Raw genomic sequence first — 13,244 nt, forward strand, 5'->3', positions numbered from 1 at the left:
AGAGGAACAATTATGCTCTATTGGCTAACGCAGTTATTTCAAGGACAGTATCATGCGTTAAGAGTTTTTCAATATCTGACATTTAGATCCATTTTAGCATCTTTAACTGCTCTTATGGTAGGTTTATTGTGCGGCCCATTGATGATCCGATGGCTGCGTGGGTTACAAATTGGTCAGATGGTTCGAGATGATGGGCCTCAAACCCACTTATCAAAAGCAGGAACTCCTACCATGGGGGGAGTTCTAATTTTATTAGCGATTACCGTCAGTTGTTTGCTTTGGTGTGATTTACAGCAATCAAGTTTATGGCTTGTTCTTTTGGTCACTTTAGGTAATGGCCTGGTTGGATGGGTCGATGATTACCGTAAACTCGTATTAAAAAATAGCAAAGGTTTACCAGGCCGCTGGAAATATTTTTGGCAGTCAGTGATTGCCCTTCTGGCCGTGATTTATCTCTACATGAATGCAAGTTTGCCCGTACATACCCAACTGATTCTTCCTTTTTTTAAAACAATAACCTGGGATCTGGGTCTTTTATTTCCTGTGCTTGCTTATTTTGTTATTGTGGGATCCAGTAATGCGGTGAATCTGACGGATGGATTAGATGGTTTGGCCATTATGCCCATAGTCATGGTCGCGGGTGCCTTAGGTATTTTTGCTTATGCTTCCAGTAATGCGTTATATTCTAATTACCTGGCCATACCTTTTGTTCCCAATACCGGTGAGTTAACTATTTTTTGTTCTTCTATAGTGGGCGCGGGTTTAGGCTTTCTTTGGTATAACAGTTATCCTGCGCAAGTTTTTATGGGGGATGTCGGCTCTTTAGCTCTGGGGGCGGCTCTTGGCATAGTCGCTATAGTCGTCAGACAGGAACTTGTGTTATTAATAATGGGAGGTTTGTTTGTTATCGAAACTATTTCCGTTATTTTGCAGGTAGGTTATTTTAAATATACTCACGGCAAGAGACTGTTTCGTATGGCTCCCTTACATCACCATTTTGAATTGAAGGGATGGTCAGAACCTAAGGTAATCGTCAGATTCTGGATTATTACAGTTGTATTTGTGTTATGCGGATTGGCTACTTTAAAACTTCGATAGGCAAGGTGCATTCATGGATCATTCTTTATATTTAGTTGCGGGTTTAGGTAAGACTGGACTTTCTATAGCGCGTTATCTGCATAGAAATAACAAATCGTTTATAGCATTTGATACACGTAAAGAAGCGCCTGGTTTAGCAGAGTTTAATGCCGAATTTCCCAATGTTCCGGTTTATCTGGGACAAATACCAGCAGATGTATTAAGTAAGTTAACTGATATAATTGCCAGCCCTGGATTATCACTTGATACTCCTTTCCTGAAAGAGGCGCGACAAGCAGGTGTGGCCATCTATGGCGACATCGAGTGTCTGGCTCGAGAGGTCAATGCTCCTATAGTTGCGATTACCGGAACTAATGGCAAGTCGACAGTAACTACCCTGGTGGGGGAGATGGCCAAAGCGGCAGGATTCCGTGTGGCTGTTGCGGGAAATATTGGCACTCCGGTATTGGATCTGTTGGATGATGAGCACCAATATGATTTATGGGTTTTAGAGTTATCCAGCTTCCAGCTCGATTTAACGTTCTCTTTGTCACCGGTCGTTGCAACTATTCTCAACGTAACGCCCGACCATTTAGACAGGCATCATACTTTAGAGGCGTACACACAAGCCAAGCAACAAATTTATCATCAGGCAAAAATCGCATTATTTAATCGTGATGATCCTTACACTACTCCAACCGTTCAAGATAATTCCAACCAGCAGTGCATCTCTTTTGGTAAGAGTCGTCCTGCGACTGGAAACTGGGGGCTGATTGACCAAGAGAATAAAACTTATCTGGCCAAAGGCGATGATTGCCTCTTACCTGTAGAGTCTTTATTAATCAAGGGCGTACATAATTGGCTTAATGCCCTGGCCTCATGTGCTTTAGCTGAAGCAGCCGGGATACCCATTCAGCATATAATTAAGGTTTTAAAAACATTTGGGGGATTACCTCATCGTTGTCAATGGATAAGAACTTTAGACGGTGTCGAGTGGATCAATGATTCAAAAGGGACCAATGTGGGGGCGACCATCTCGGCCATTAATGGAATAGGAGGCTCTATGCAAGGAAAAATTGTTCTTATCGCAGGTGGACAAGGGAAGGGAGCGGATTTTCAGGAGCTTGCGCAACCTATTGCAGATTTTGTTCGTTCTATAGTACTGATTGGGGAAGATGCGGATAAAATGGATGCAGCGCTAGCTCATGTGGTGCCTATAGTGCGCGCCTCTTCGCTGGAAGGAGCTGTCACGATGGCGAGAACTCAGGCTAAACCTGGTGATGTCGTTTTGTTATCTCCTGCCTGTGCGAGCTTGGATATGTTTCGCGACTTTAATCATCGAGGTGATGTGTTTGCGTCCTCCGTTGTCGGATTATAAGTACTATGCGACCGAGACATCTAAATCAGCGAGGTAAACCCGTCAGTAAACCAATTTCACTCTATGACAAATGGTTAATAGGAGCAGTTTTTGGTTTGTTGATTATTGGTTTAATGATGGTAGCCTCTAGCTCGGTTATGATTTCTACAAAATATTTTCATCAACCGTTTCATTTTTTGATTAGGCAGGCCTGTTATTTATTTGCAGGTTTGATGGTTGCTTTAGTTGTTATTCGAACCGACAGTAGTTTCTGGGAAAAAATCAGCATGCCCATGCTGATTGTCTGTTTGTTTATGTTGCTTATTGTCTTAATTCCAGGAATTGGACGAACTGTAAACGGCAGTCGACGGTGGTTGGCGTTTGGACCAATAGGGATTCAAGTCTCTGAAATGGCCAAGTTGACCATGATATTTTATCTTTCTGGTTATTTAGTGCGTCAACAAAAAGCAGTAAGCGAGAGTATTGTGGGTTTTATTAAGCCGATGATGATATTGGGCGTTGTGTCAGTATTATTGCTTCTTGAACCTGATTTTGGTGCCACAGTGGTCATTTCAGGCACGGTAATGGCTTTGCTTTTTTTAGCAGGAGTAAAGTTACGCTATTATATTGGTCTGATGTTATTGGTAATCAGTGCGCTTGCCTTATTAGCGGTCTCTTCTCCTTACCGGGTTGCTCGTTTAACTGCATTTTTAGATCCCTGGGCCGATCAATACAACAGTGGTTATCAGCTCACACAATCTTTGATTGCTTTTGGACGGGGCGGATGGTTTGGTTCTGGTTTGGGCGAGAGCATACAGAAGTTGTTGTATTTGCCTGAAGCACATACTGATTTTTTATTTGCGGTATTAGCTGAGGAGCTGGGGCTCGTTGGAATTTTAGTTGTAATGGCTTTATATAGTATACTAGTTATTAGAGGACTTACAATCGGATATACCGCCCATACCCAAGAACGCTTGTTTGCATCGTTTACTGCTTATGGTCTGACCTTCTGGTTGGCTTTGCAAGCTGCGATCAATATGGGAGTAAATGCTGGTTTGTTACCAACAAAAGGATTAACACTGCCATTACTCAGTTATGGTGGTGCCAGTATGGTAATTAATTGTGTGGTCATCGCATTATTATTGCGTATCGATCACGAAAATCGTTGGCAGTCTCTTGGATTGAGAACGCTGGCAGCATAAGGGGGAATTGTGAATAATTCAGGACAATTTGTATTTCCACGGATGGGACATGTAGAGCAAATTCATTTTGTTGGTATTGGTGGGGTCGGTATGTGTGGTATTGCCGAAGTATTGCATAATCAGGGCTACCGCATTACCGGCTCTGATATTGGCGAAAGCGCTACTGTGCAACGCTTGAGATCCTTGGGAATTCAGGTTTATATCGGACACCGGGTAGAAAATATCAAAGGTGCTGATGTGGTGGTTCGCTCTTCAGCGGTTGATATGAATAATCCTGAAATTTCAGCAGCACGGGAATTAATGATTCCGGTAATCCCAAGAGCTGCGATGCTTGCCGAATTAATGAGATTCCGGCATGGGATTGCTATAGCTGGAACTCATGGTAAAACAACAACTACCAGTCTGGTGAGCAGTCTACTGGCTGAAGGGGGATTAGATCCCAGCTTTGTTATTGGTGGTAAATTAAATAGCTGTGGTACTAATGCTCAATTAGGTAAATCAGCCTATTTTGTTGTTGAGGCTGACGAAAGCGATGCTTCCTTCTTGTTTTTAAAACCCATGATGGCAGTGGTTACTAATATAGATGCTGACCACATGGATACTTATGAAGATAGTTTTGATAAGTTAAGAACAACTTTTGTTGAGTTTCTCCATCATTTGCCTTTTTATGGTTTAGCTGTGGTGTGTATTGAAGATGAAGAGATTTGCCGAATTCTCCCGGCCATTCAAAGACCCACTTTAACTTATGGATTCAAAGAAGAAGCGCATTATCGTGCGGTGGATTGGACCCAAAACGAGATGTTAAGTCAGTTTACAGTCATCAGACCGGCACCTCATTTACCATTAACCATCCAGTTTCAGTATCCTGGCCGTCATAATGTACTAAATGCCTTGGCTTCAATTGCTATTGCTACGGAAGTGGGTGTTGATGATGATTCCATTATACGTGGTCTGAAAAAATTTCAGGGGGTAGGGCGTCGTTTCCAGATGTTGGGTGAAAAACAATTTGAGAACGGTTCTGCTATTGTGGTTGATGATTACGGACATCATCCTCAAGAAATTTTATCCACCATCGATGCCTTCAGACGAGTTTGGCCTAATAAGCGTTTAGTCCATGTGTTTCAACCGCATCGTTATACCCGAACTCAATCGTTGCATAGTCAATTTGTTGACGTGTTGAGTCTCGCTGATGAATTATTATTATTTGACATTTATGCGGCAGGTGAAACCGCCATTCCGGGTATCACGAGCGAAAGCCTGGCGGATAAAATCAGGGCTAATGATAAAAAAGTAACTTTGGTGAATGAACAATCGCTTAAAGCACGGCTGGATGAATATATTAAAGATGGTGATGTTATTCTGATGCAAGGTGCTGGAAGTATCGGTCAAATGGCAGTGAACCTGATGAAAAAAATGTGAGAGTCGGCATGAGCATAATGGAGAAAGGCGACGTTGCTAATTTTATTATCAATCAACACGGTTCTGCATCAGCTGCTGATATTGAAGCATTGATTCATTTGGTGCAAACTAAAGTTCGTGAGCAAACAACTATTGAGATGATTCACGAAGTACATATTATTGGAGACTGTTAATGTCTAAATCGGTCAACCTCGTTTTGCTGTACGGTGGAAAATCTGGAGAGCATGAAGTTTCATTAATTTCAGCAGCATCGGTTCTTGCTCATTTGAATGCTGATAAATACAACATCATTCCAGTGGCCATGGATAAAAATGGTCAATTTCATTTGCACCACTACCATGATTTGCTGGCTTATAAAGAGAAGCTTCCTGTAGTAACCGAACATTCAAAACCTTTGGAAAGTTTGCTTATTAATGGGCGTTTATCTGTTGAGGCTGATGTTGTATTCCCCGTAGTGCATGGGCCTTTATATGAAGATGGCTGTTTGCAAGGATTGCTTGAGTTGGCTGATGTGGCGTATGTAGGCTGCGATGTATTAGCTTCTGCTATTGGTATGGATAAGGATATGGCCAGACGATTAGCCTGTATTAATGGTCTTAAATCAGCAAAATATAAATTACTCTCCTGGCACACTAGCGCGAGTGAAAGACATCAATTTTGCAGTGAAGTCGCAGCTGAATTCGGATGGCCACTATTTGTTAAACCTTGTTCTTTAGGTTCCAGTGTCGGGATTCACAAAGCAAAAAATATGGCCGAATTAGTTGCTGCAGTTGATGATGCTTTACGTTACGACGAAGAAATTTTAATCGAAGAATTTATCCAGGGCCGCGAAATTGAGTTAGCCGTATTAGAAAATACGCTCCCTTCTGCCCAGCCAAGAGTCTCTAATGTGGGTGAAATTCGAGTAAACCATCCTGATGGTTTTTATTCTTACACTGCGAAATATTTAGAAAGTGGTCAAACCGATTTAATTATTCCTGCTTCTTTAAGCAATAAGCTGAATGAACGATTAAAACAGGCCGCAGCAGATATTTTTACTCGTTTAAAATGTAAGGGCATGGCTCGAGTAGATTTCTTTGTCAATGATAAGACAGAAGAGATTTATTTTAATGAACTCAATACCCTGCCGGGCTTTACTTCCATCAGTATGTATCCCAAATTATGGCAGGCAACCGGTTTGGCCTATCCTGATTTGCTTGATGAACTGATTAATATTGCTACAACCCATCATCAATGCCGTCAACATTTAGTGACTAATTACCTGTGAGTGAGCATATTAAAAAAAGAGGGAATAACTCAAGTGGCCTTGGTTACACAGGGGTATTGCTGTTATTGATCGTCAGCGCCTTGTTTTTAGCTGGTCGTTTAGGTTATTTGTATCTAGCAGACTCCGAACGCTTTCCTATCACTACGATTAAAGTGGCTGCAAGTTATCAACATGTGACTCATAAGGAGTTAGAAACGGTATTAGCCAAATATTTGGATGCCAGTTTTTTTTCTTTACCGGTTAGCCGATTACAAAATGAATTAAATGCTATTAATTGGGTTGATACTGCCTATGTAGAGCGTGTATGGCCGGATACCTTAAAAATAAAGCTTGTTGAGAAGACTCCTGTCGCAGTGTGGGGGGATGCTTTAATGACTGAAGATGGCAAATTATTTAATCAAGGGGGAATTCCACCCGATTTGAATATACCCAAATTAAAAGGTCCACCATCTCAGCAGTTAGAAGTCTTACAAGTTTATGAAAAATTGAGTAAGATATTATCAGCGTATGGATTAAAAGCGTCTGGATTGCATTTACGCGACAATCAGACGTGGATATTAATCCTGGGTAGCGACATAAAAATATACTTAGGAAAGAAAGAGTTAGAAGCGCGATTGCAGCGTTTTTGTAAAGCATATCCTGCAGTATTTGCTGAAAAGGCAGATCAGTTGGCTAGCGTGGATTTACGGTATCCACGTGGAATGGCAGTGCAGTGGAAACAACAAACGGGACGATAATGGCTAAAAAATCAGAAAAAAATATTATCACTGGATTGGATATTGGCACTTCAAAAATTATTGCCTTAATTGGTGAAGTAACTACCGATGGAGCCATTGAAATCATTGGAATTGGTCGTCATCCTTCTCGCGGATTAAAACGCGGGGTTGTTGTCGATATAGAAGCCACGGTGAACTCTATCCAACGAGCGGTGCAGGAAGCAGAGCTAATGGCGGGCTGTGAAGTAAGAACGGTGTATGCGGGCATTGCTGGCAGTCATATACGCAGTTTAAATTCACACGGTATTGTCGCCATTCGTGATAAAGAGGTATCTCAAGCTGATGTGGAGCGGGTCATTGATGCCGCGAAAGCGGTGGCCATACCCGCTGATCAAAAAATTCTGCATATACTGCCGCAGGAATTTATCATCGATCATCAGGGAAGTATTCGTGAACCCATAGGCATGGCTGGGGTGCGGCTCGAATCTCGAGTGCATATAGTGACTGGGTCAGTCAGTTCTGCGCAAAATATCGTGAAATGCGTGCGTCGCTGTGGCTTAGAGGTTAATGACATCATTCTTGAGCAATTGGCATCAAGTCATGCGGTGCTTACTGAAGATGAGAAAGATCTGGGGGTGTGCCTCATTGATATCGGTGGTGGCACTACCGATATAGCCATATTTTCCGAAGGAGCGATTCAACACACTTCGGTAATACCCATAGCTGGCGATCAGGTAACCAACGACATCGCCATGGCTTTACGCACCCCAACAAAAGCTGCAGAATCAATTAAGATTACTCATGCCTATGCTTTACCCGAGTTAGCCAATGCGAATCAAATGTTGGAAGTTGCCAGCGTCAACGACAGGCCCGGAAGAAAAATTTCCGCTAAAGCATTGTCTGATGTGGTTGCGGCACGATACGAAGAATTATTTTCTCTGGTACGTAATGAGTTACGTCGCAGCGGGTTTGAGGATCGAATGGCCGCAGGTATTGTTTTAACGGGGGGCGCTTCAAATATAAGAGGTGCCATTGAACTTGCTGAACTTTGTTTTGAGATGCCGGTAAGAAAGGGCTGCGCTCATTATGTATCTGGTTTGGCGGAGGCTACTGAAAATCCTTCTTTTGCTACAGGTGTTGGTTTATTGCTTCATGGATTCCAACAGCAGTATGAAGGAAGTTATAATGTGCCTGCAATGAGCGATAATTCCAAGAGCATGTGGTCGCGAATGAAAGAATGGTTTCAAGGCAATTTTTAACGAATTATCTATATTTTTACCAACAGTTTGAAATATACTCAATCACAATGAGTATAAGATCTGGGGTTGCATCGTTATGCAACAAAAACGTATTAAGCAGAGAAAAAGCAGCACACTAGGGGAGACAGGGGTATGTTTGAATTAATGGAAAGCAGCCAACTAGATAATAATGCCGTAATTAAGGTGGTTGGTGTTGGCGGTGGCGGTGGAAACGCTGTTGAACATATGGTTGCTGAAAATATAGATGGCGTCGAATTTATTTGTGCCAATACTGACGCACAAGCATTAAAGGCATCTAATGCCAAAATCCACATTCAATTAGGTGACGAGCTGACTAAAGGTTTAGGTGCTGGTGCCAATCCACAAATTGGTCGTGAGGCAGCAGAAGAAGACCGAGATCACATTAGAGAAATCTTAAGTGGTGCGGACATGGTCTTTATTACTGCCGGAATGGGGGGCGGTACAGGCACAGGAGCGGCTCCGGTTTTTGCAGAAATAGCAAAAGAACTTGGTATTTTGACCGTTGCTGTAGTAACCAAACCTTTTTCTTTCGAAGGCAAACAACGTGCATTGGCCGCTGAAGAGGGTATTCGTCGTCTGGCAGAACATGTGGATTCACTCATTACTATTCCGAATAACAAGCTCTTAAGTGTTTTGGGTAAAAACATTAGCTTACTCAATGCGTTTAAAGCAGCGAACAATGTTTTACTTGGAGCAGTAAAAGGAATATCTGATTTAATTACTCGTCCAGGTTTGATCAACGTCGATTTTGCTGACGTACGTACTGTGATGTCTGAGATGGGCATGGCAATGATGGGTACTGGTAGTGCGGTAGGTGAGCAACGAGCACGTCAGGCCGCTGAAGCAGCTATCGCATCCCCCTTATTAGAAGACGTCAATTTCTCAGGTGCTCGTGGAATATTAGTCAATATTACCGCAGGCCTTGATATGTCAATCGGTGAATTTGAAGAGGTGGGTGACGTTGTTAAAGAATTTATTTCAGATGATGCGACTGTGGTGGTAGGAACAGTAATTGATCCGGAAATGACAGAGGAAATGCGGGTGACTGTAATTGTAACCGGATTAGGTGACGCAAGACAGCGCCATCAACAGCAGCAGCCTCAGCAGGCACAACAACATCATAGAGCACGTTTGATTGAATCCACAAGAAGCGATGGCTCTTTGGATTATCATCAATTAGACAGGCCTGCCGTTATTCGTAAACAAGCGCAAACGGCAACCACGTCTTCAGCAAGTGCTACACCAAAACAAAATAATGATGGTGTTCCAGATGTTGATTATCTTGATATCCCTGCTTTTTTACGTCGTCAAGAGGAAGTCCAGTAACGAGCTATTTGGTGCAGATCGAGCAACTTAGAGGAACAAAAAAGCAAAACATTTTGAGAGACTCTAGTTGCTCAAGCCGCACCGAACCTGATTGTTGATGAGATTTAATAAGTTTCTGTCGGTTTGAAAAAAAATGTATCTTTGCTGAGTGCTTTATTGATTAGGATAATAATAAGTCAAATATTGTGGAAAAAGATAAAAAAATTAGACTAATCAATAAATTGTTGCTAAGATCAAGAGGTTTTTGCGCGCAAAATAAATACAGAAGAAAGGTGAGCACTGAATGACAAAACAAAGAACTCCTAAAAAGGTGATCCAAGCTACGGGTGTTGGATTGCATTCCGGTGAGAAAGTGCTTTTAACCTTGCGCCCGGCCCCTGTGAATACAGGTATCGTTTTTAGAAGAGTCGATCTGTCACCAGTAGTAGAGATCCCTGCATCTTATGAATATGTTGGTGATACCATGCTATGTACTACGTTACATCATGGAACAGTCAAAATTGCTACAGTAGAACATCTTTTATCTGCGTTGGCAGGTTTGGGTATCGATAATGCCTATATTGATGTCAATGCACCCGAATTACCCATTATGGATGGTAGTGCCGCTCCTTTTGTCTTCCTTATTCAATCTGCAGGTATTAAAGAACAGCATGCGGCTAAGAAATACATTCGAATCCTTAAACCCATTCGGGTTGAGGACAACGGAAAATATGTCCAATTTAAACCCCATAACGGATATAAAATTTCATTCACTATTGATTTTGACCATCCTGTATTTAATGACAAGCCGCAAACAGTCAGTTTTGACTTTTCTGGCACCTCTTATGTGAAAGAAGTCTGCCGAGCAAGAACATTTGGATTCCTTTCCGATTATGAAAAATTACGCGAATGTGATTTGGCTAAAGGTGGCAGTTTGGATAACGCCATAGTTGTTGATGATTATCGCGTTCTTAATGAAGATGGTTTACGTTTTGAATCAGAATTTGTTACTCATAAAGTACTGGATGCTATTGGAGATTTATACCTCTTGGGTTCCAGTTTAATTGGAGCATTCGAAGGCTATAAATCAGGTCACGAGTTGAATAACAGGTTATTACGTGAGTTAATGGTAAGACAGGATGCTTGGGAATATACCTATTTTGATACAGAAAATTATTTATCTATCCCACAACCTGATTTTTATCCTGTTGAGGCCTAGCCAAGATTAGGTTAAGAGAGTTCCTCTTCCTCATTATTGTCAAAGTTTATTTTGCATGACTTAAACTCATTGCATGCCAATGAGTTTGATTTTACTGCGCTACTGCGTTGATTTAAAAATAGGATATACATCATCGCATCGCTAATACCTGAAAAACAGATCTCATGAATTAAGATATACTGTGAAACATATCAAAATTAAATGGTTAATCATCAATTTTAGACGCTACGGAGTTGCCGAATGAAACTTAATATAAGACTTTTAACCCTTAGTTTGATTTGTGGTTCTTCAATCAGTTATGCAAGTCCTGATATTACAAAAACGCAACCCAATGACCCACTTCATCTTGATTGGCTAAATACCAGTGTATCACCCGCACAGGATTTTTATGCTTACGCCAATGGTAACTGGCAAAAGAATCATCCTATTCCGGCCGAGTATTCATCCTGGGGTACGTTTAATCTGGTCAATGAGAAAGTTTTGGATATCATTCACCAAATGCTTATAAAAGCCTCGGAAAATAGCAAAGCCAAACCAGGGAGTATAGAACAGAAAGTAGGTGATTTTTATTATAGTGGTATGGATGAAGCAAGTATTAATCGACTGGGCATTACTCCTTTGCAGGCCGAATTTGCTAAAATCGATGCTATTAAGACTTTATCTGATCTGCAACAGGTGCTTACCCATCTGCATCAGATTGGTGTGGATGCTTTGTACGGTTTTGGCAGTATGCAAGACTTTAAAGACAGCAATTTAATGATTGGCGCTTTGGTGCAAAGTGGTCTGGGACTGCCGGATAGGGATTACTATTTGAAAGATAATCCTAAATTCAAGCAGATACGCGAAGCATATGTTGACCACATTACTAAAATGTTTGAGTTGCTAGGCGATAATCCGGACAAGGCAGCAAGCGAAGCAAAAACAGTAATGGATATAGAAACCAAATTAGCCACTGCTTCTATGTCGCAAATTGATCAACGCGATCCGCATGCAATTTATCATATGATGACCCTCGCCGACTTGGAAAAAACAACTCCTAATTTCTCCTGGCCCCAGTTTTTTAAGGCCGTAGGTCAAGAAAAGAATAAAAATATTAATTTGGCCATGCCAGAATTTTTTAAAGCGGCAAATGAACTCTTAAAAACAATTCCTATTGACCAATGGAAAACCTATTTGCGTTGGCACTTACTCGATAGCTTTGCTGCTTATCTATCAAAGCCATTTGTTGACCAGAACTTTAAGATGGTAAGTGCCTTAAATGGCGCAGAAAAAATATTACCTCGCTGGAAACGGGTGGTTAATGTTGAAAATGCGGCTTTGGGATTTGCCATTGGAAAATTGTATGTCGAAAAATATTTTTCCCCTGCTTCTAAAGAAGCGGTCCTGGAGATGCTTAAGAATATCAGAGCGGTTCTTCGCGAAGACATTAATACTCTAAACTGGATGACACCAGAAACTCGCCAAGCCGCACTTAAAAAATTGGATTTGATGGAAGAGCGTGTCGGATATCCTAGCAAGTGGTGGGATTATACCACTTTAAAAGTGGATAGAGGTCCTTATGTATTAAACGTCATCAGAGCAAATGAATTTTTGATCAAGCGTGATCTGAATAAAATCGGTAAACCTATAGACAGAAGTGAATGGGGAATGACGCCACAAACAATCAATGCTTATTATGATCCCTCCATGAATAATCTGAATATACCGGCAGGAATCTTGCAAACACCATTTTTTGATCCCAATGCCCCTGCAGCGTTGAATTATGGATCTATTGGTTTTGTGATGGGGCACGAAATGACTCATGGTTTTGATGATCAGGGGGCAAAATTTGATGGCCACGGTAATTTAAAAAATTGGTGGACCCCCAGTGATTTAGCCAAATTCAATAAAGCCACGGAATGCATTGTTAATCAATTTTCTGGATATGTAGTTGATGGTGATATGCATGTACAAGGAAAGTTGGTTGTGGGTGAGGCTACGGCCGATTTAGGCGGTATTACCATCGCTTATCGAGCATTTCATCGCTCAAAGGAATATAAAAATGCCAAGACCATTAATGGTATGACCCCTGATCAGCAATTCTTTTTAGGCACAGCGCATGTCTGGGCAACGAATATCAGACCTCAGCAACTGCGCAATCAAGTGACTACTGATCCTCACCCTCCTGCTCAATACAGGGTAAATGGAAGCCTAGCAAATATTCCCCAATTTCAACAGGCCTTTAATATTCCGGATCATAGTCCTATGGTTAACGAGAACCGCTGTGTTATTTGGTAAAGTCGTAGCCCGTATTAGCGCAGCGTAATACGGGAATGTCTTTGGCTCAGTGCAGCGACATCCCTGATTACGCTATGCTAATCCAGGCTACAAACCATGTATACAGTGGCTCGTCAGCAACATTT

The 13,244-nt window shown here is 41.6% G+C and carries 10 protein-coding genes and 1 pseudogene; all 11 read left to right on the top strand.

Features of this window, described 5'->3' with window-relative positions; genetic code table 11:
- The first annotated feature begins 12 nt into the window (after positions 1-12).
- The 11 genes and pseudogenes from mraY (at position 13) to LOX96_RS11810 (ending at position 13,119) form a co-directional block, all read left to right on the top strand.
- On the top strand, positions 13-1,098 hold the full coding sequence (gene mraY / locus LOX96_RS11760; RefSeq protein ID WP_250422031.1) for a phospho-N-acetylmuramoyl-pentapeptide-transferase: 1,086 nt from the start codon (positions 13-15) through the stop codon (positions 1,096-1,098).
- Positions 1,099-1,111: 13 nt separating this feature from the next.
- Positions 1,112-2,455, top strand: a complete 1,344-nt coding sequence (gene murD, locus LOX96_RS11765) for a UDP-N-acetylmuramoyl-L-alanine--D-glutamate ligase (protein ID WP_250422030.1) — start codon at positions 1,112-1,114, stop codon at positions 2,453-2,455.
- 5 nt (positions 2,456-2,460) lie between these two features.
- On the top strand, positions 2,461-3,636 hold the full coding sequence (gene ftsW / locus LOX96_RS11770) for a putative lipid II flippase FtsW (RefSeq protein WP_250422029.1): 1,176 nt from the start codon (positions 2,461-2,463) through the stop codon (positions 3,634-3,636).
- Positions 3,637-3,645: 9 nt separating this feature from the next.
- Positions 3,646-5,055 (top strand): UDP-N-acetylmuramate--L-alanine ligase, encoded by a 1,410-nt coding sequence (gene murC / locus LOX96_RS11775; protein ID WP_250422028.1) that lies wholly within the window; start codon positions 3,646-3,648, stop codon positions 5,053-5,055.
- 35 nt (positions 5,056-5,090) lie between these two features.
- Positions 5,091-5,228, top strand: a pseudogene (locus tag LOX96_RS11780) (UDP-N-acetylmuramate dehydrogenase); the annotation flags it as partial.
- Entirely contained in the window at positions 5,228-6,322 is a 1,095-nt protein-coding gene (locus LOX96_RS11785; protein ID WP_250422026.1) for a D-alanine--D-alanine ligase family protein, read from the top strand. The pseudogene LOX96_RS11780 and the gene LOX96_RS11785, both read left to right, overlap by 1 nt.
- Positions 6,319-7,059, top strand: coding sequence for a cell division protein FtsQ/DivIB (locus LOX96_RS11790; RefSeq protein WP_250422025.1), 741 nt, complete (start codon positions 6,319-6,321; stop codon positions 7,057-7,059). The genes LOX96_RS11785 and LOX96_RS11790 overlap by 4 nt, the downstream gene beginning before the upstream one ends.
- Positions 7,059-8,297, top strand: coding sequence for a cell division protein FtsA (ftsA, locus tag LOX96_RS11795; RefSeq protein ID WP_250422024.1), 1,239 nt, complete (start codon positions 7,059-7,061; stop codon positions 8,295-8,297). Before LOX96_RS11790 ends, ftsA begins: the two co-directional genes overlap by 1 nt.
- A gap of 132 nt (positions 8,298-8,429) precedes the next feature.
- The gene (gene ftsZ / locus LOX96_RS11800; RefSeq protein WP_250422023.1) at positions 8,430-9,644 is read left to right on the top strand and encodes a cell division protein FtsZ; all 1,215 of its coding nucleotides are present in this window, start codon (positions 8,430-8,432) and stop codon (positions 9,642-9,644) included.
- 283 nt (positions 9,645-9,927) lie between these two features.
- Positions 9,928-10,842: a UDP-3-O-acyl-N-acetylglucosamine deacetylase gene (lpxC, locus tag LOX96_RS11805; protein WP_250422022.1), complete on the top strand. Its 915-nt coding sequence runs from the start codon at positions 9,928-9,930 to the stop codon at positions 10,840-10,842.
- Positions 10,843-11,082: 240 nt separating this feature from the next.
- Positions 11,083-13,119, top strand: a complete 2,037-nt coding sequence (locus LOX96_RS11810) for a M13 family metallopeptidase (RefSeq protein WP_250422021.1) — start codon at positions 11,083-11,085, stop codon at positions 13,117-13,119.
- The last annotated feature ends 125 nt before the right edge of the window (positions 13,120-13,244 follow it).

The organism is Legionella maioricensis (assembly GCF_023618015.1).
Classification (GTDB): domain Bacteria; phylum Pseudomonadota; class Gammaproteobacteria; order Legionellales; family Legionellaceae; genus Legionella; species Legionella maioricensis.